At 64.5% G+C, this 18231-nt stretch carries 16 protein-coding genes; 5 read left to right on the top strand and 11 right to left on the bottom strand.

All coding sequences use genetic code 11. The features are described 5' to 3' along the window. Position 1 precedes the first annotated feature (1 nt). Positions 2-364: a helix-turn-helix domain-containing protein gene (locus BFD71_RS22655; RefSeq protein ID WP_069266562.1), complete on the top strand. Its 363-nt coding sequence runs from the start codon at positions 2-4 to the stop codon at positions 362-364. 94 nt (positions 365-458) lie between these two features. Here BFD71_RS22655 and BFD71_RS22650 read toward each other — a convergent pair whose 3' ends face one another. From BFD71_RS22650 to BFD71_RS22615, 8 genes are all read right to left on the bottom strand, one after another. Further along, on the bottom strand, positions 459-1430 hold the full coding sequence (locus BFD71_RS22650; protein ID WP_069266561.1) for a succinylglutamate desuccinylase/aspartoacylase domain-containing protein: 972 nt from the start codon (positions 1428-1430) through the stop codon (positions 459-461). Next, on the bottom strand, positions 1427-2899 hold the full coding sequence (locus tag BFD71_RS22645) for an NAD-dependent succinate-semialdehyde dehydrogenase (RefSeq protein WP_069266560.1): 1473 nt from the start codon (positions 2897-2899) through the stop codon (positions 1427-1429). Before BFD71_RS22645 ends, BFD71_RS22650 begins: the two co-directional genes overlap by 4 nt. 164 nt (positions 2900-3063) lie before the next feature. Then, on the bottom strand, positions 3064-3564 hold the full coding sequence (locus tag BFD71_RS22640; RefSeq protein WP_069266559.1) for an Lrp/AsnC family transcriptional regulator: 501 nt from the start codon (positions 3562-3564) through the stop codon (positions 3064-3066). A gap of 44 nt (positions 3565-3608) precedes the next feature. Next, positions 3609-5015: an aspartate aminotransferase family protein gene (locus BFD71_RS22635; RefSeq protein WP_069266558.1), complete on the bottom strand. Its 1407-nt coding sequence runs from the start codon at positions 5013-5015 to the stop codon at positions 3609-3611. A 202-nt stretch (positions 5016-5217) separates the two neighbouring features. After that, positions 5218-6144, bottom strand: a complete 927-nt coding sequence (locus tag BFD71_RS22630) for a 2-hydroxyacid dehydrogenase (protein ID WP_069266557.1) — start codon at positions 6142-6144, stop codon at positions 5218-5220. 17 nt (positions 6145-6161) lie between these two features. After that, the gene (locus BFD71_RS22625; protein WP_176732939.1) at positions 6162-7040 is read right to left on the bottom strand and encodes a GNAT family N-acetyltransferase; all 879 of its coding nucleotides are present in this window, start codon (positions 7038-7040) and stop codon (positions 6162-6164) included. A gap of 121 nt (positions 7041-7161) precedes the next feature. After that, positions 7162-7683, bottom strand: coding sequence for a BON domain-containing protein (locus BFD71_RS22620; protein ID WP_256094882.1), 522 nt, complete (start codon positions 7681-7683; stop codon positions 7162-7164). Between the two features lie 34 nt (positions 7684-7717). Further along, on the bottom strand, positions 7718-8011 hold the full coding sequence (locus tag BFD71_RS22615; protein ID WP_069266556.1) for a hypothetical protein: 294 nt from the start codon (positions 8009-8011) through the stop codon (positions 7718-7720). Positions 8012-8120: 109 nt separating this feature from the next. Here BFD71_RS22615 and BFD71_RS22610 point away from each other — a divergent pair, with 109 nt between their 5' ends. Continuing rightward, positions 8121-9086: a GlxA family transcriptional regulator gene (locus BFD71_RS22610; RefSeq protein WP_069266555.1), complete on the top strand. Its 966-nt coding sequence runs from the start codon at positions 8121-8123 to the stop codon at positions 9084-9086. 13 nt (positions 9087-9099) lie between these two features. Here BFD71_RS22610 and BFD71_RS22605 read toward each other — a convergent pair whose 3' ends face one another. Together BFD71_RS22605 and BFD71_RS22600 are read right to left on the bottom strand one after the other, a co-directional pair. Continuing rightward, the gene (locus tag BFD71_RS22605) at positions 9100-9813 is read right to left on the bottom strand and encodes a GNAT family N-acetyltransferase (RefSeq protein ID WP_069266554.1); all 714 of its coding nucleotides are present in this window, start codon (positions 9811-9813) and stop codon (positions 9100-9102) included. A gap of 116 nt (positions 9814-9929) precedes the next feature. Then, a complete protein-coding gene (locus BFD71_RS22600; protein ID WP_069266707.1) occupies positions 9930-10793 on the bottom strand; it encodes an NmrA family NAD(P)-binding protein in 864 nt (287 codons plus the stop codon). A 231-nt stretch (positions 10794-11024) separates the two neighbouring features. Here BFD71_RS22600 and BFD71_RS22595 point away from each other — a divergent pair, with 231 nt between their 5' ends. Continuing rightward, positions 11025-11942, top strand: coding sequence for a LysR family transcriptional regulator (locus BFD71_RS22595; RefSeq protein WP_069266553.1), 918 nt, complete (start codon positions 11025-11027; stop codon positions 11940-11942). 185 nt (positions 11943-12127) lie between these two features. Here BFD71_RS22595 and BFD71_RS22590 read toward each other — a convergent pair whose 3' ends face one another. After that, entirely contained in the window at positions 12128-12565 is a 438-nt protein-coding gene (locus BFD71_RS22590) for a carboxypeptidase-like regulatory domain-containing protein (protein ID WP_069266552.1), read from the bottom strand. Positions 12566-13070: 505 nt separating this feature from the next. Here BFD71_RS22590 and BFD71_RS22585 point away from each other — a divergent pair. Together BFD71_RS22585 and BFD71_RS22580 are read left to right on the top strand one after the other, a co-directional pair. Then, positions 13071-15284 (top strand): glycoside hydrolase family 3 C-terminal domain-containing protein, encoded by a 2214-nt coding sequence (locus tag BFD71_RS22585; protein ID WP_069266551.1) that lies wholly within the window; start codon positions 13071-13073, stop codon positions 15282-15284. Positions 15285-15637: 353 nt separating this feature from the next. After that, the gene (locus BFD71_RS22580; RefSeq protein ID WP_069266550.1) at positions 15638-17917 is read left to right on the top strand and encodes an EAL domain-containing protein; all 2280 of its coding nucleotides are present in this window, start codon (positions 15638-15640) and stop codon (positions 17915-17917) included. Positions 17918-18231: the final 314 nt, after the last annotated feature.

Genomic DNA, 18231 nt, shown 5'->3' with positions numbered 1-18231 from the left:
CATGCATGACGCGAATGCATCCGTTGCTGCGCCAGTCACGCCGCTTCGCGACGCACTGGCCTATATCGACGCGAATTTCGACAAGTCCGTGAGCCTAGCCGAACTGGCCGAGGTATCGGCGCTAAGCGTCTCGCGATTCGCGACCGTGTTTCGTGAGCAGGTCGGCCTTTCGCCATACAAGTACCTGTGCGAGGTGCGCGTGCGCCGCGCGCAGCTATTGCTGCTGGCGGGCGTGCCGGGCGCCGTGGTCGCGACGCAGGTCGGCTTCTTCGACCAGAGTCATCTGGCGCGCCATTTCAAGCGCTTTTGCGGCGTGACGCCCAGCGCCTTCCTGCAGCAGGCGAGGGCGCTCGAAGCGGCTTGAGCGCCTTCTGTGTCGCGCGTCACAGAATGACGTAGACCTTGCGCATCATTTTGTCGACTCCCCTCGTGCTTTGCGTGTAATGAGTAGGGGCGCTTCAGCGCTTCCGAACGATGCGCTGCTCGATCTTGCCGAGCCGCACCACGGTCACGCCCGGGCGCAACTGGCGCAGCGAAGGCATCACGAGGATGCAGTCGTCGTAGGGCGTGACTACCGGCGCGCCATCGGACCAGCCGATCACGGCGCCGGCCTCGGGAAACACTTCGAGGCCCGTGTAATCGCCAGCGAAGCGGAAGTCCATGCTCTTCGCCACCACGGGCTCGGTCACGCGCACCACGCGCATTTCCGGCGGAAGCGGTTGCAGCCAGTCCGCGGGCAGATCCGCTTGTTCCACGACACCCGAGAGCAGCAGAAAGCGCGCGGTGACATCGCGCGCCACGCTCACGGCGCTTGCTTCCCAATGCTGTCCGCACTCGATCAAGAGCGCGTTCTTCGCGCTCGCGGCGTCGCCGAAGCCTTCGTAATCGCGCATGCGGCGGCCTTCCGGGTGGCCTTCGTCGCAAATGACGGTGGCCGGTGCGCCTAGCCGCGCAGAGAGTTCGACGCCCTTGGCGAGCGGCCCCGCGACGATGAGCGGCATGCACCTCTCGTGCATCGAATGGAGGTCGAGCAGCAGATCGACGTCGTCGATCACGGGCCGCATCGCGCGGGCGCGGCGCAGTTCGTTCGATTCGCGCGTGAGGTCATCCAGCGCCTGCGCGGTCCATACGCGGTTGAAGTCCTGATCGACGAAACGCGCCGCGTCGGGGTGCGCGGGGTCGAAGCGGCGGTAGGCCTCCACGTTCGCGAACGCGAGCGTGAGCTTGCCGCGTCGTGGCCGCAGCCGCGCGTGCAGCAGCGCGTCGACGACGATCGCGCCGCACACCTCGTTGCCATGCGTGAGCGCATTGATCATCACGTGCGGGCCGGGCGCGCCCGCGTCGAACGTATGCACATAGGGGATGCCCGTCTCGCTGCGCTCGTGCACGGCGATGTCGGGAAACGCGACTTCGATCGGATAGGTGCTCATGCAAGCCCTCCCTGGCAGAGGTATTTGATGCAAAGGTAATCGTCGAGCCCGTACTTCGAGCCTTCCCGGCCATAGCCCGATTCCTTCACGCCGCCGAACGGCGCCGCTTCACTAGCGAGCGCGCCTTCGTTGATGCCGACGATGCCCGCTTCGAGCTGCCGCGCGACGCGATCGATGCGGCGCACGTCCTGGCTGTAAAAGTAGGCGGCGAGGCCGTATGGCGTGTCGTTGGCGGCGCGAATGGCCTCGGCTTCGTCGTCGAAGCGGAATAGCGGCACGACGGGACCGAAGGTTTCTTCGCAGCTTAGCTGCATGTCGGGCGTGGCGCCTGCGAGCACGGTGGGCGCGTACCAGTTCGCGCCCAGTTCGCTCAAACGCTTGCCGCCCGTGAGCACGCGCGCGCCGCGGCTCACGGCGTCGTCCACATGGCGGGCGATCTTCTCGACCGCGCGCGCATTGATCATCGGGCCGATCTGCGCGGCGGGGTCGGTCGCAGGCGCGACTTTCAACGCGGCCACGCGCGTGGCGAGCTTGTCGGCGAAGCGCTCGAATATGCCTGATTGCACGTACACGCGATTAGGGCACACGCAGGTCTGGCCGCCGTTGCGGAACTTGGCGGCCATGAGGCCTGCAACGGCAGCGTCGAGGTCCGCGTCGTCGAAGACGATGAACGGCGCGTTGCCGCCCAGTTCGAGCGAGAGCTTCTTCAAGGTGGCCGCCGATTCCTTCGCGAGGTGCTTGCCCACGGGCGTCGAGCCGGTGAAGGTGATCTTGCGCACGCGGGCGTCCGCGAGCCAGTCGGCGACGGCGCTCACGCCGCGTTCGCGCGACGCGCAGATGAGGTTCAGCACGCCAGGCGGCACACCCGCCTCGTGCGCGAGCATGACGAGTGCGAGCGCGGTGAGCGGCGTATCTTCGGCGGGCTTGCCGACCACCGTGCAGCCCGCGGCGAGGGCGGGGGCGATCTTGCGCGCGATCATCGCGAGCGGGAAGTTCCAGGGCGTGATCGCCGCGACCACGCCAACGGGCTCCTTCACGGCGCTCATGCGCTTGCCGCGCTGCTGCTGCGGGATGAGGTCGCCGTAGATGCGCGTGGCCTCATCGGCGAACCAGGCGACGTAGGACGCGCCATACATCGCTTCGCCGCGTCCCTCATGCAGGGGCTTGCCTTGTTCGAGCGAGATCAGTTGACCGAGTTCGTCGGCGTTCGCGACGATCAGCGCATGCCAGCGGCGCAGCACGGCGGCGCGTTCGGCGGCAAGCGTGTCGCGCCAGGCGGGGAATGCGCGGGCGGCAGCGTCGGTCGCTGCGCGTGCGTCGTTCGCATCGCTATCGGCGACGTCGGCGATCGTTTTGCCGGTCGCGGGATCGGTCACGGCGAAGCGCGTGCCGGAGGCCGAGGGCACCCATTGCCCGTCGATGAAGTTGTCGCCGCGAATCAGCGCGCTCAAGGGATAACGCGTGGTCATATGCCGGTTCCTTTCCGCACGTGCGGAAGAAAATGGATCGATGCAGGGAAATGAGCGCGCACGACGAGTGCGCCGAAGCCGCGAGGTTTCAGCGAAGCGCGCGCGAGAAAATGGATGCGGGACGCAGGAGCGCGAGGCGCGTGCCTCACGTCCGTTGCCCATGCTCAGGAATGCAGGTTCTGCGAGAACAGCGTTTCGAGCGGGTAGTGCGGCTTGACGAACGCCGTCTTGATGATGACGTAGCTGAAGTACTTCTCGATGCCGATATCGCGCTCCAGCAGCCCCTCGACGATGCTCTGATAATGGCTCACGCTGCGCGCGACGAACTTCAGCAGATAGTCGTAGCCGCCGCTCGCGAGATGGCACTCGACCACCTCGTCCACCTCGCGTATTGCCTTCTCGAACTTGATGAAGTCCTCGCGGCGATGGTCGGCGAGCGTGACCTCGGTGAACACCATCTGCACGTCGCCCAGCTTCTCCAGCTGGATCTGCGCGCCGTAGCCGACGATGAACCCCGCCTTCTCCAGACGTTTTACGCGGATCAGGCAGGGGCTTGGCGACAGCCCGACTGCGTCGGCCAGTTCGACATTCGTGATGCGCCCCCGCTTCTGCAGCTGCGAGAGGATGCGCAGATCGATTCGGTCCAGCTTGCAGTCGTTGCTCATCGTGATGGGGGCGGCCCTGCATGTCGAAGTGTCGAGTGATGGTATCACGCGGCGACACGGGCGCTGACCCCATTCTTTGTCCTCAATGCGGCGCGCACTTCGGGCTGCGCGAGCACGTCGTCGAGTGTTTTTTCGAGGCGCTCGAACAGCAGGTCGAACTCGCTTTCGGTGTACGAAAGCGCGGGCGCGAAGCCGAGAATGCCGTCGCCGAACGCGCGGAATACGAGGCCGTTGCCATACGCGGCGGCGGCGATGCGATCGGGCAGGCCGAGCGAGGCGTCGAAGCGCTGTTTGGTCTCCTTGTCGGCGACGAGTTCGAGCGCGCCGAGCAGACCGCGGTGACGCGAGTCGCCCACGAGCGGGTGGGCGAGCAATGCGTCGAGCCCCTGAGCGAAGCGCGGCGCGCGCGCGACGCCGTTCGCGAGCAGGCCGCCTTCGTGATAGAGGCGCATGACTTCGAGGCCGATGGCCGCGCTCACGGGGTGCGCCGAATAAGTGTGGCCATGGCCGATCACGGCGGCGGCGTCGCCATCGGCAATGCCTTGATAAAGGGCATCCGACATCAGCACGGCGCCCATCGGCGCATAGCCCGCGGTGAGGCCCTTGGCCACCGTCATCAGATCCGGCTCGACGTCTTCGGCCTGGCAGGCGAAGAGCGGACCCGTGCGGCCAAAGCCCGTGATCACCTCGTCGGCGACGAACAGAATGTCGAGCTTGCGGCACGCTTCGCGCATGGCTTTCAGCCAGCCGGCGGGCGGCACGATCACGCCACCCGAACCCTGGATCGGCTCGCAGAAAAACGCGGCGACGTTTTCGGCACCGAGTGCCGCGACTTTCGCTTCGAGCGCGTCGACCGAAGCGGCGATGAGCGCTGCGTCGTCCGCATGCTCGCTGCGATATGCATAGGGCGACGGAATATGATGCTGCGTGGCGAGCGGCAAGTCGAAGTTGCGATGGAACGCGGGCAACGCAGTCAGCCCCGCGCCGACTGCCGACGAGCCGTGATAGCCGCGCTCTTGCGCGATGACGTGCTTTTTCGCGGGGCGGCCGGTGGCGTTGTAGTAGTGCGTGATGAAGCGCAGCGCCGAATCCACTGCATCCGAGCCGCCCAGCGTGAAGTACACGTGTTGCAGCGAAGCAGGCGCGCGCTCGACGAGCAGCGCGGCCAGTTCGATGGCGGGCTCCGAGCCGAAGTGAAAATAGCCCGTCGCGTAGGGCAGGCGCGCCATCTGTCGCGCGGCGGCTTCGACGATGCTTTGATGGCCGTAACCCGTGTTGACGCACCAGAGGCCGGAGAACGCGTCGAGTAGTTCGTTGCCCACGGCGTCCCGCAGGAACACGCCCTGGGCGGATTCGAGCACGGTCACGCCGCGCGCTTCGTGCGCACGGAAGTTCACGACGGGATGGATCAGATGTTTGCGGTCGGCTTCGATGAGCGAGCGATTCGGCATGGTTCGGTTCCCGGCTGATAAGTCAGAGGAGTGCGGCGCCTGGCCGTTGATTGGGCGTTGGCTGGCCGTTGATTCACCGTTCCATGCTACCGGGCCGATACCGGTGCGCGTTTCGCCAATTAATTCGCGAAATAGCGTGTTTGTGGCGTTTTGATCGGGGAGCGCAGCATATTGTGCTGCGCCCTCTGCGCCGTCACGAGACTCAATAGCCGCGCGTGCGGTCGATGAGGCCGAGCATCGGCAAGCCGTCGCGGTGGCGGCGGATGTTGTCGAGCACCACATCGACGGCCGTTTCGGGCCGCGTGGCGCTGGCAATGTGCGGCGTGAGGCGCACACGCGGATGCGTCCAGAACGGATGCTCCGGCGGCAGCGGCTCGGGGTCCGCGACATCGAGAATCGCATTGCGCAGTTGCGCGCGATCGAGCGCGTCTAGCAGCGCTTGCTGGTCCACTTGCGGCCCGCGTCCGACGTTGATGAACGAGGCGCCCTGCGGCAGCTTCGCGAAGAGCGAGGCGTCGAGCAGGCCGCGCGTGGCTTCGGTGAGCGGCAACAGGCAGATGAGGATATCGGTGCGCGCGAGGAAGGCGTCGAGCGCCTCGGCGCCCGCGTAGCACTCCACGCCAGGCAAGGCGCGCGGCGAGCGGCTCCAGCCCGCGCATGCAAAGCCGAAGAGGCGCAGGCGTTCGAGCACCGCGCTGCCCAGCATGCCGAGCCCCAGCACGCCAACGCGACGCGACGCGGCGGCGCGTACGGGCAGGGCGCGCCATACGCGCTGCTGCTGTTGCAGGGCGTAGTCGAACAGATCGCGATGAATGGTCAGGACCGATTGCGTCACGTACTCGACCATCCCCTCGACAATGCCCGGCTCGATCATGCGCACCACGGCGATGTGCTCCGGCACGCCGGAAAGATCGAACTGGTCGATGCCCGCGCCCACGGAGAAGATCACTTCGAGATTGGGCAGCGTACGCGCGGGGTCCTCGGGCGGTTGCCACGCCGCGAGAAAGCGCACAGCGGCGGGGTCGCCGGTATCGGGCCACAGGCGAAAAGCGATCTCGGGAGCCTTGTGCGCGAAAAGCTGTGCCCATTGCTTGCCGCGCTCGGGGTCGGCTTTGTAGAGGAGCGTCATGAGGTCGGTTTGCGCAGTCAGCCTAGCGCCTGATTGACGATGGCGAATTGCAGCACGCCAGGATCGTGCGCCGGCGCGCCGTTGCGCGACATCTTCACGACCGTGTCGACGCGCGCGAGGCCGATCGATTCGAGCCAGGGGCCGAGGCCGTGTTCGTCGGGCGTATCGAGGCGCGTGAAGGCCCCCGCGTTGGCGGCGAGGCGGTTGGCGATCAGCGCTTTGGCGCGCTGCATGTGCAATCCATCGTCGGCGGCGACGGCCACCGGACCGATCGCATGGCCGCGGCCGAACGGGCGCAACAGCGCAAAGCCGAGCACCGTGTCGCCGCGCACCAGCGCGACGCCTTGGGACACATCGAGCAGCGGCGGCACGAGTGCGCTGCGGTCGAGCCCGCTCGCGCGGGAAGCGAGTTCGATGAGGCGCGGCGTATCGCCCGGTTCGAGTGGACGCAAACGCTCGCCCGGCGGCGGCTCGACAATCGGCGCCGCGAAACTGTCGCTCTGGTGCTGATGCAGCAGCCCAATCTTCCTGAAGCCGAGCTTTTCGTAGAGCGGCTGACCTGCCTCGGTGGCGTGCAGCACGGTCATGCGCGTTCCCAGCGCTTCGAGCAGGCGCTCCATCAACATCCGGCCGATGCCGCGGCCTTGCTGGTTGGCCGAGACGATCACGAGCCCGAGCGTCGCGCCATGCTCGCCCCACGGCCAGCACAGCGCTGTGCCCACCACGGTCGTGCCTTCGCGAACCACGTAGCCGTGCCCGGCCGCGGCGGCGGCGAAACGCCAGTCGTCGCTACGATGGGGCCAACGGAATTGCAGGGAAAGCGCGTGGGCGCCCTCGATGTCGGATTCGGTGAAAGTCTCGCAGACGAGGCTAGAGGACGCAGTCTGGCCGGACACGGCGGGCTCCTTGATCGAAATTCGATGACTCACTTTGACAGGACGCGCGCGCCGGGAATAGGACGATCCTGCTGTGCGGCCGATCGAAGCCGGTTCTGAGCCCGCTGCCGAGTCCGCCCAATCAAGGTCCGCTGCCGCGGGCGGTCCGCACGGTCAAGTGGTTCGACACCGAGGTGACGCCGCGCACCGACCCGGCCGCGTCGCCGGCTCGCGCTATCTGCGATTTGTGCGGTACCGACCCCGTCAACGAGACGACGCCCTCATGCGCCGTGACGTGGATGTTGGCGAAATTCAGTCCCGTGGTGCGCGTGAAGGCCCGGCGCACATCTCGCACCAGCGCGCTGTCCGATCTGCCCGACTGCGCGGGCGCGCCTTCCTGAGCAGACGCCTCGCCAGGCGCGCTCGCGGCCGTTTGTGCGTACGCATAGCCCGTGCAACTCGAGATGGCCACGAGGACCAGTGCGCGGGCGATTTGGCTTTTACCGTTAGTTTTCATCCTTCTTCCCTTTGCCAGGTTCTGCAGGTTCCCCAAAGTTCTGCGCCCGCCGCCGGAGCGCATCGAAAACAGGCGGCGGATCAGTACGTTGTAGGTGAAATCTCCGGCGAGGAGAAGAAGGCTGCCAGGAGGCCGCCGACAACCCATGGCGCATGCGTGGACGGCGCCTCCTGCGTAGCGCTTACTTTCCTTGAAGAAGCAGCCCGAGCGGCGCGAGCGGGCCCACCGGCAGCAGATCGAACGCGAGGATGCCGGCCTGGGCAAGCGGTAGCGTATCCAGCGTAGCCTTCACATCGTCGACCGAGCCCGAGCTCATGAGAAACACCACGCCCGGCTTGTCGTGGCGAAACCAGTACTGCTCGATTTTGTCGTCCAGGTAGAGCTTGAGCGTGGCCGGCACTTCGTGCGGCATGATCTCGTCGCGCTGCGCGGGCGTGAGTTCCTTGACGATCGATCCAATGGCGAGAACCTTCATGACAACCTCCTTGATCCATGTTTGTTGCGACTTGCAACGCGATTGAGTGTATCGTTGGGGTCTCGTCGGCTGTACTGTCACAAACGACAACTTTAGAGGCATTTACGCCATGCGCATTGCTGTCCTGGCTCTCGACGGCGTCTTCGATACCGGGCTCTCCGTCACGCTCGACGCGTTCTCGGTCGCAAACAAGCTTTCGGCCGCGGCCATGGGCGGCGTTCCGCGTTTCGACATCACGCTCGTGGGGGTGAGAAAGCGGGTGCGCTCGGCTCACGGCCTCGCGGTGCCGGTGCAAACGGTCGCGCCGGATGCGAAGCCCGATTGGGTGATCGTACCGGCATTGGTGACGCTGTCTGCGCAGGAGTTGATGCGGTCGTTCGAGCGCCGGGACGTCGAAGAGGGCATGGCGCGTTTGCTCGAATGGCAAGCGGGGGGCGCGCGAATCGGCGCATCTTGTGTGGGGACGTTCATCCTCGCAGAGGCGGGGCTGCTCGATCACCGCGAAGCCACGACCAACTGGTCGCTCGCGCCGTTCTTCCGGCAACGCTATCCGCATGTTCAGTTGAACGAATCGCGCATGCTCGTGCCTTCGGATATCGGCGTGACGGCCGGCGCGGCCATGGGGCATCTCGATCTCGCGCTCTGGCTGATCCGTTCGGCGAGCCCCGAACTCGCATCGCTCGTATCGCGCTATCTGCTGGCCGACATTCGCTCGTCGCAGGCGCCGTACATCATCCCGAATCATCTCGCGCAGGCCGATCCGCTCATTCAGCGCTTCGAGCAATGGGCGAGAAAAAATCTCAAGTCGGGATTCTCGCTGCAGGACGCCGCGAAGGCGCTGGCGACGAGCTCGCGCTCATTGCAGCGCCGCTGCCAGGAAGTACTCGGCAAGTCGCCGCTGGCGTACTTTCAGGATTTGCGGGTCGAGCACGCGCAGTCGCTGCTGCGCAGCGGCAAGCTCGACCTGGAAAGGATCGCCGCCGAAGTCGGTTACGGCGACGGCGCGACGCTGCGCAGCCTGTTGCGACAGCGCTTGGGAAGAGGGGTGCGGGAACTGCGTTCCGACCTGTTGTGACCGTGCGGCCTTTCTATGGCGCGAGGCCGAGCACCGTGAGATGCATCTCGCGGCGCTCGACAAAGCCCAGCGTGCGATAAATGGAAATGGCGCCGTGATTCGACGTGAGCACGTGCAGGAAGGGTGTCTCGCCGCGCGCACTGATTGCCGCCATCAGCAGCTTCATGAGGCTCGCCGCGAGCCCTTGTCCCCGGAACGCCGGGTCCACGCACACGGCGCTGATTTCGGTATGGCCTTCGATCTTCATGCGTTCGCCGGCCATGGCGACGAGCTTGCCCTCCCTGCGCACGCCAACGTAGCCGCCGAATTCGATGGTGCGCGGACCAAACGGGCCCGGCTGCGTTGCGGCGGCCAGCGCGAGCATCTCCGGCACGTCTTGCCCCGTTAGCCGCGCGTGCTCCAGCGCGGTGGGCGCAGGCGCTTCGCCTTGCCAGACCATTTGCAGCAGCGTGGCGTGCCGGATCAGCGCGAAGCCGTCGGGTGGCTCCACGGCATCCAGCGTGGTCAGGGCAACGGGCGCGTGCTCTTCGATCAGTCCGCGCAAGGCGTCGAACGATTCAGGCGTGGTGTCCGTCATTGCCGCAAAGGGGGCGACGGCGGGCGCATACCGCACTGCGCGCTCGTTCCCAACGGCGAGATGGCGCTGGCGGCCCGTCAGCGCGTGCCCTGGCACGTTGTCCAGCGCGGTCGTGCTGCCCGCAGGTATCGTTGCCAGCACATCGAACATGATTCGCGCTCCGGTAAGGGATGGTGACGGTTTGCGACGATAGTCTAGACGAGGCGGGTTCGGCGGACCACGGCCGAACCCGCCAACTTTGGCGTCATTCCCGCCAATGCCTTTCGTCACGCACCGCTTGCCAGCGCTTCGAGCACGGTGTCCAGTTCGACATGCCCGCGAAGGATTTCATCGGCGGGCCTGGAAAAACAGATCCAGCCCTCGTTGAATCCGTCCAGCATGCGCATCCGCGGCAAGGGATGCTTCATGCCTTGCGACAGGAAGCGCGACTCCCATTCCTGCCGGTTCACTGCCACCGCGCGCACAGGCCGGCCAAGCACGCGGGCGAACGCGGAGGCGATGTCGTTCGCGCTCACACGGCGCGGGCCCTCCAGCTCGACCACGCGCGTGCCGCTCCACGTCTGCTGCAGCAGTTCGGCGGCGAGGCGGCCGACGTCTGCGGTCGCGACCATCGGCACGGCCTGGTCGAGCGGTTGCAGGTAGCTCTCGATCACGCCATGGTCGCGCGCGCTCGCGACATCCCACGCGGCGTTCTCCATGAACCAGCCGGGACGCAGGAAAGTCACCGGCACAGGCAGTGCGGCGAGCGCCTGCTCCATCAGCGAGAGTTGCGTGAGCAGATTGCTCTCTTGCGCCTGCGCACCGATGGTCGACAAACACACGACTTTCGCGGGCCGTGCGTTGTGGATCGCGGTGCAAACGGCGTCGATGACCGCGCGCGACTCCGGGAAGCCCGGCGAGGGATCGAACTGCGGAGGCAGCAGGATGAACACGCCCTGCGCGCCGCTGAATGCCGCGGTCAGCGCGGCGGCGTCTTCCATGCTTGCCGTGGCCAGCTCGCATCCTCGTGCTTGCCACGACGCGGCGCGCGCAGCGTCGCGCACGACTGCCCGAACCGGTTGCCCAGAGGCCAGCAGCGCACGGGCGAGTGCGCCGCCCACTTTTCCGGTAATGCCTGTAATTGCGTACACTTGAAACCCTCCGCATGCGACGACGAATGTGTCGAAAAAGCCGAACACGATTGGCAGCGAGGTGCTGCCTGGTGCCGTTTCGGTGAGACGCATTCTGGACGCAGGGCGGCCGAAGCTAAATGCCGCGAAGGGCACTACATCAGTGACTCGGGCGCACGAATCGGATGGCCGATCCATCATCGCCAAAGGCTGCCAGGGGCCGCCGTACCGGCTGCCATTGGAACGACGACATTGAGAACAACGACACTCGAGAACATTTCCGGCGCGATCAACGTGTTTGCCGCCGTTGTCGACGCGGGGACCTTTGCCGCCGCGGCAGACGTGCTCGGCATGTCGCCGCCAGGCGTGAGCCGTGCGATTGCGAGGCTGGAGAAGCGGCTCGATATCCGGCTCTTCAATCGCACGACGCGATCGATTTCGCTCACCGAAGGCGGGCGCCGTTTCTACGAGCAGGTGGTTCCGCATCTCGCGGGGCTCGAGGAAGCGGCCATCGCGGCATCGGGCAATGCGTCGGCGGTGCGGGGTAAATTGCGGGTGAATCTGGACCCGGTGTGCTATCGGGCGATTCTCGGCGCGGAAATCGACCGGTTCATGGACGCCCATCCCGAACTCGAGATCGAACTGATCGCGAGAGATAGTCTTGGCGACCTGGTTGCGGAGGGATTCGATGTCGCGATGCGATTCGGCAAGCCGCGATCCTCCACGCTGGTTGCTCGCAAGCTGCTCGATACCGCTGTCGTGACGGTCGCGGCGCCGGCCTATCTCTCGCGCTGGGGAAGACCGCTGCGCCCCGAAGATCTCGAAGGCCCCGCTCACCGGTGCCTCGAATTCCGCGACCCTGAGACAGGCAAGCCTTATCCGTGGGAGTTTCATCGCAAGCGCAAGCACGTCGTGCTGGCGACGCAAGGGCGACTCACGGTGAACGACCCGGGCGCCTTGCTCAATGCTTGCCTGGCCGGTTCCGGTATTGCGCAAATGCTGCTTCTCGGCGCCGAGCCCCTGATTGCCGATGGCAGGCTGGTGAATCTGTTTCCTGACTGGCCCGACGAACGCTTCCCGCTATACGTCTACTATCCGTCACGCCACTACATGCCCGCGAAAACGCGCGCATTCATCGATTTCATCGTTGCCTGGGCCGCTGGGCATTGATTGCGTCGACATCACAGCGGCACGCGTTGCCGGCAGCTCGAAAACGTGGATTCCAGCGGAGTGGAGTGATTCGCGCAGTTCTCCCCGTTGTTCCGGCAGTTGCACACGGCGGTTGCACAGAAACGATCCGGGCACCAGAGTCGTTCCCTGGTGAGCCATCCCGACCGGCCGGAAACGATTCGTGCTCAGTGCTTGCCCGGGAACGAGAACGTCGCACGCGCGCTGCCATTGCCGGCGACGTTTACACGCTGCGTCCTCGTTACCTCGTTATAGGTGGCGGTGATCGTGTAGCGTCCGGCCGGCAGTCGCACGAGCATGTACGGACCGTGCGAACGCGTGTCGAGCACCGACGTGCCGCCAGCGTTCGTTATCTGCACGTGCACGTCGGCCACATAGCTCGAACCGGGGCCGGTAAACAGCATCGAGAGCGGCCACTGGCTGCGCGCGTGCCGCAGTGCGGAAGACTCGTCGCGGCCGACCCCGCCGGAGACGAACGAGATGTCGCCTTGCTGCTCCGTTTGGGGCATGCCCGTTTGCGCGAGTGCGCTGCTTGCCATTGCGAATGCGCACATTGCAGCGAGCAGGGCCGACGCGATTCGGGGAACCTTGCGTTGCCTTTCCATCGTGGTCACTCCTTACAGTGATGTCGATCTCGCGCGCGCAGGGGCGGCGCCGCCGCTTGCGCAGGCCTCGTAACAGATTAGCTTTTTTCGACCCGCGATGCGCGCTGCACGCCGCGTTCACAGGCCGGCGCGCCGCATTCGCGAGCGTCATGCAAATCACATCGAATGCCGAATTTCCGTTGCGTTCGCAACAATCACATTACCGGTAGCTTGCAATTACCTGTCGGTTTGGCGCCTTTCATGCGTGTTAGCTACCGCCAGCCGGGAAAATACTGAGATAAAAGCCCGTAAGGGTACTCAATAGTTTTTATATGATTATTTGGAGTTTTGCTACATCAACCGGCGAAGCCAAAGCGGATGCATCAAAGCAAACGTTTGCGCGCTGCAACTAAACCGGTTTCCCCGCAGGAAGTCTGCCGGTGCCCGACGCGGCCGGCCGTTCTGCCAGACCTGTTTACCGGTCTGATCAGTACTCCATAACGTATTCGAACTCTCGGAGAGACATATGAGGATCACCCGTTGGCCCACCGCCGCCGTGCTGATTGCGATGGCCGCTACCGCCCATGCCGGCGACAGCAGCAACGACGTACCTTATCCGTTGCCGATGCCATTGATGGCCATCCCCCAGAACCTCGGCGCGCACGTTCGTGCCGACCTGCTGCTCAAGCGCATGACGCAGGACGAGAAGCTCCAGTTCATCCATTCCGAATATCAGATGAGCGCCGTGCCGGGCGGCGGCGCGGGCTATATTCAGGGCGTGCCGCGTCTGGGCATTCCCGACCTCAATATGGTTGATTCCGCAACGGGCTCCGGCAGCACGAGCCAGAAGAGCACGACCTTTCCGGCGACGATCGCGCTCGCGGCAAGCTGGGACCCCTATCTCGCGCGCGACTTCGGCGCACGCATAGCCGACCAGTTGCGCGAGCAAGGATTCGGCATGGGACTGGGCGGTGGCACGAACCTCGCGCGCGAACCGCGCGGCGGGCGCCTCTTCGAGTACCTCGGCGAAGACCCCGTGCTGGCGGGCGAAATTCTGGCGGCGCGCACCATCGGTACGCAAAGCCAGCAGGTGATCGCCACGATCAAGCACTATGTCGGCAACGAACAGGAAACGGGCCGCCAGGGGGGCAACAGCCAGATCGACGAGCGCACGCTGCGCGAACTCTATCTGCTGCCGTTCGAAATCGCGGCGAAGGAAGCGCGCCCGGGCAGCGTGATGTGCAGCTACAACCGCCTGAACGGCACCTACGCATGCGAAAACACGCATGTGCTGACCGACGTGCTGAAGAAGGACTGGGGCTTCCAGGGCCAGGTGCAGTCGGACTGGGGCGCGACGCATAGCACGGCCCCGGCGATCAACGCGGGTCTCGACGAGGAAGAGGACGTGGGCCCGACGGTCTACCTCACGCCCGATCTGGTCAAACAGGCGATCGCTTCGAAGGCCGTGTCGCAGGACCGTCTGGACGACATGGTGCGGCGCAAGCTCTATGTGATGATCAGCACGGGCGTGCTGGACCATCCGGCGCAGGGCGGTGCCACGATCGACTTCGCGAAGTACAACGCGTTCACGCAGGCTGCGGAAGAACAATCCATCGTTCTCCTGAAGAATGACAACAGCCAGCTGCCGCTTTCGGCCCCGAGCCTGCACAAGATCGCGGTGATCGGCGCTCACGCCGATACGGCCGTGCTGAGCGGCGGCGGCTCGGGCAATACGCGCGATCCGGTCACGGGCAACTTCTCGGGCTGCGGCGGGCTCACGTTCGCTTCGTCCACGGGCTGCGGCTGGTGGACCAACCCGTGGCTCAAGCTCAATACGCCTATCACCCAGGCGATCCAGCAGCTCGCGCCTTCGGCGCAGGTGAGCTTCGCGGGCAACACCGACCAGACGCAGCCGTTCCGCGCCTATACGCAGCAGGAGATCACCCAGGCCGCGACGCTCGCCAGCCAGTCCGATGTCGCGATCGTCGTCGTGGCGCAGCCTGCGGGTGAGGACTTCGGCGATCTGCAAAGCCTGAGTCTCGCGAACCCGTCGAATCAGGATCAGCTCGTCGAGGCCGTTGCGAAGGCCAACCCGCGCACGATCGTGATCATCGAGAGCGGAAATCCGGTACTGATGCCGTGGAAGGACCAGGTCTCGGCAATCGTCGAGGCATGGTATCCGGGCGAGGGCGGCGGCAAGGCGATCGCGAACGTGCTGTTCGGACAGGTGAACCCTTCGGGCAAGCTGCCGGTCACGTTCCCGGTGCACGATCAGGACACGCCGACGTGGGGGACGAACGGCGCCTTCGCGACCGATCCCGTGTACTCCGAAAAGCTGGACATGGGCTATCGCTGGTATGACGCGAACAACATCACGCCGCTTTACGAGTTCGGCTATGGCCTTTCGTATACGCACTTCAGCTATTCGGGGCTGACGGTGAAGCAGGGCCCGGGGCATACGCTCACAGCGTCGTTCACGGTGCGCAACGATGGCCGCGTAGCGGGTGCGGAAACGGCACAGGTCTATCTGGGCGTGAGTTATGCCGGCGAGCCGCCGCGTCGTCTGGTTGGTTTCCAGAAGGTGTTCCTGAAGCCGGGTCAGTCGCAGCCGGTGCGCGTGACGATCACCGAACGTGCACAGAGCGTTTGGGACACGACGCATAGCGACTGGGCTTATGTTGCTGGCGGCGCGGTGTATGTGGGGGCTTCGTCGCGCGATATCCGCCTGCAGAGCCGGTAAGCGAGAGGACGCACAGAGGCTGCGTTGGCGGCCTCTGTGTTCAATTCCTGAAAACGGCCGGCTCGCGAACGTTTGCGAGCCGGTACAAAATCGAATTCGCAAGTCTTTCCGTATCTATCATTCGCACACGCGAGAACGTAAATGCATACTCTCGCGAACATGAATGACTTCCGGGGGTAATCCCCATTCAATCTGAATAGGGAAAGCAGGTAGACTTACCCACCCGTCCGTGGGCCTTCCTCCGTTTGCGCGTTTTCCAGATACACGCCGTCACGCTTTACTGTGACTCTGTCTCGTAGTGCCGCGCGCACGCGACGCATGGAAGCTGAACCAAAAAGAATACTAAATCAGCCATGAGACTGATCACACGCGCAGTGAGCTGGCTTACCGAAGGCAACCGCCGCGGTCGAATCGTTGTGGTGCTCGTCCCCATGTGGATGAGTGCCGTTGCGGCGGCCGTGTTCGCTCAGCAGTCCCGTGCTGCGATAGCGTGGCTCGTCGCGGCACTCGCGTGCAGCGTTGTGCTATCGATGCTGCGCTTCTCCCAGCGACTCGCCGCTCGTTTGCGTTTGAGCGAGGAGCGTCTCAGCCTCGGGTTCGAAGGCATCAACGCTGGGCTATGGGACTGGGACCTGGTCAACGACCGTGCCTACTATTCTCGCTATCTGTATCAGCAACTCGGGTATGGCGACGGCGACCTCCCCATGGACACCCGCGCGTTCAATGCGCTCGTGCATCCTGCGGATCTGCTCCGTTTGCGCGAGACCATCATCAACCATCTGAAGCATGACAGCCTCTACGACGTCGAGTACAGACTGCGAATGGCCGATGGTCGATATCTGTGGTGCCGGGGACGCGGCAAGGCCATACGCGACGAGAGCGGCCGGGCGACGCGCATCGTCGGTTGCCTCTTCGATATCTCCGGGTTGAAGCGCGCAGAAGCGGCCGCCGCGAAGGAAAAGAGCCTCACCGAAGCCACGCTCGCTTCGATCGACGACGGTGTGATCCGCATGGACAACCAGGCGAGCGTGACCTATTGCAACGCCGCCGCCGAGCGCATGCTCGGGCGTGCCTCGCGCGATATCTACCTGAAGCCGTTGTTCGACGTCTGTGATCTCTACGACGAGCGGTCCGGCAATATCGTCACTGCGCAATGTCTGCACAACCGTGCTGCAGCGGCCGATGACGACGCGCAACGCAGACTCTCTGTGACGCGCCCGGATGGCTCGCTCCTGCCCGTGGCCTGCTCTGTGGCGACGATCCGCGATGACGAAGAGGAAATGCTGGGCACGGTGATGGTGCTTCGAGACGCGAGCACGGAGCGCAAGCATGCCGCCGAACTCGAATATCAGGCTACGCACGATCATCTGACGGGTTTGCTGAACCGCCGCGAATTCGAGCGCCGGCTTTCGAGCTTGCTCGAGAAGGCCGGGACACGCCCGCATGCGGTGATGTTCCTCGACCTCGATCAGTTCAAGGTCGTCAACGATACGTGCGGCCACGCGGCCGGCGACGAATTGATCCGCAGTGTGGGTGGTGCCCTGAAAGAGCAGCTGCGCGCTGCCCATATCCTCGCCCGCCTCGGCGGCGATGAATTCGGCGTCGTGCTGCCGGAGTGCTGCATCGACGACGCCCTGCGGGTCGCGGAGGATCTGCGGGAGGCCGTGACGGTCATCCGGCTACCCTGGGACCAGCGTTTGCTGACGACCGGCGTGAGCATCGGTGTGGTGGAGGTGGACGCCGCGCAAATCTCGACGTGGGACATCATGAAGGCGGCAGACGTCGCCTGTTATATGGCCAAGGAAAAAGGCCGCAACCGCGTGCACCAGTATTGCCTCGAAGATCAGCTCCAGTCGACCACCCATACGCAGATGGAGTGGGTGGCCCGCGTGAAAGCCGCGCTCGAGCACGACCGCTTCCGCCTCTACGCGCAACAGATCAAGTCGCTTAAGGAGGGCGGTCCCGGCGAAGAAGTGCATGTCGAGTTGCTGCTGCGCATGGTCGACGAATCGGGTGAAGTGATTCCTCCCGCGTACTTCATTGGCGCCGCCGAGCGCTTCAACTTGATGCCGCTCGTCGATCGATGGGTGATCGGCCGTGCTTTCGAAGCCATTGCGGCGGGCCATCTCGCCGCAAACGTCTGGTCGATCAACCTCTCCGGCGCGTCGCTCGGCGACGAGGACTTATTCGCGTACATCGTGCAGCAGCAGCAGCGTTGCGCAATCAGTTTCGAAAGCGTCTGCTTCGAGATCACGGAAACGGCCGTGATCACCAATCTCTCGAAAGCGATTACGCTCATGGAGAGCCTGCGAGCACTCGGCTGTCGATTCGCCCTCGACGATTTCGGCTCGGGCATGTCCTCGTTCACTTACCTCAAGCGCCTGCCCGTGGACTACCTGAAGATCGACGGCAGCTTCGTGCGCGGGATTGCCAGCAGCGACCTCGATCGGACGATCGTCCAGTCCATTCACCAGGTGGCCCATGCCGCCGGCAAGGCGACCATCGCTGAATTTGTGGAAAGCGAGGCGATCATCGGTCGCCTCAGCGGGATTGGCATCGACTACGCGCAAGGGTTTTGTGTCGGGTTGCCCCAGCCGCTTCCCGAAGGCGTCGTCGAGACCGTCGGCGCTTGATCGATAGCGACATCACTGCGCTCGAATTCGATTGTGCTGCGACCCGTATGCAGCTGCCGTTCCCGATTTGGTGACAGAAGGGGCGACCTGTCTCGTGTGGGTGCCGGTAGCTGTCGAAAATTGGCGTAGCGGACCCCAAAAATAAATATTCGAAAGTCGCTTGACGATATCCGGAATGACCCGCATAATTCGCCTCCTTCGCTGATCGCTGCGAACGAAAACGAAGCGATTAAGACGAATTGCTCTTTAAAAATTTACAGCCGATAAGTGTGGGCGCTTGATGCGGTGGCGACCCGATAGTGTTCTTCGGAGCG

Origin of the sequence: Paraburkholderia nodosa (assembly GCF_001718195.1) — a bacterium.
Taxonomy (GTDB): Bacteria; Pseudomonadota; Gammaproteobacteria; order Burkholderiales; family Burkholderiaceae; genus Paraburkholderia; species Paraburkholderia nodosa_A.
Note: the sequence above shows the minus strand (reverse complement) of the source record. Positions and strands in the feature narration are given on the sequence as shown.

Bases quoted from the DNA above. Each gene is read 5' to 3' on its own strand.
- BFD71_RS22640 (WP_069266559.1), bottom strand. From the start codon at position 3,564: ATGAGCAACGACTGCAAGCTGGACCGAATCGATCTGCGCATCCTCTCG.
- BFD71_RS22610 (WP_069266555.1), top strand. From the start codon at position 8,121: ATGCGCATTGCTGTCCTGGCTCTCGACGGCGTCTTCGATACCGGGCTC.
- BFD71_RS22630 (WP_069266557.1), bottom strand. From the start codon at position 6,144: ATGACGCTCCTCTACAAAGCCGACCCCGAGCGCGGCAAGCAATGGGCA.
- BFD71_RS22585 (WP_069266551.1), top strand. From the start codon at position 13,071: ATGAGGATCACCCGTTGGCCCACCGCCGCCGTGCTGATTGCGATGGCC.
- BFD71_RS22655 (WP_069266562.1), top strand. From the start codon at position 2: ATGCATGACGCGAATGCATCCGTTGCTGCGCCAGTCACGCCGCTTCGC.
- BFD71_RS22620 (WP_256094882.1), bottom strand. From the start codon at position 7,683: ATGGGTTGTCGGCGGCCTCCTGGCAGCCTTCTTCTCCTCGCCGGAGAT.
- BFD71_RS22590 (WP_069266552.1), bottom strand. From the start codon at position 12,565: ATGGAAAGGCAACGCAAGGTTCCCCGAATCGCGTCGGCCCTGCTCGCT.
- BFD71_RS22645 (WP_069266560.1), bottom strand. From the start codon at position 2,899: ATGACCACGCGTTATCCCTTGAGCGCGCTGATTCGCGGCGACAACTTC.
- BFD71_RS22615 (WP_069266556.1), bottom strand. From the start codon at position 8,011: ATGAAGGTTCTCGCCATTGGATCGATCGTCAAGGAACTCACGCCCGCG.
- BFD71_RS22605 (WP_069266554.1), bottom strand. From the start codon at position 9,813: ATGTTCGATGTGCTGGCAACGATACCTGCGGGCAGCACGACCGCGCTG.
- BFD71_RS22650 (WP_069266561.1), bottom strand. From the start codon at position 1,430: ATGAGCACCTATCCGATCGAAGTCGCGTTTCCCGACATCGCCGTGCAC.
- BFD71_RS22580 (WP_069266550.1), top strand. From the start codon at position 15,638: ATGAGACTGATCACACGCGCAGTGAGCTGGCTTACCGAAGGCAACCGC.
- BFD71_RS22635 (WP_069266558.1), bottom strand. From the start codon at position 5,015: ATGCCGAATCGCTCGCTCATCGAAGCCGACCGCAAACATCTGATCCAT.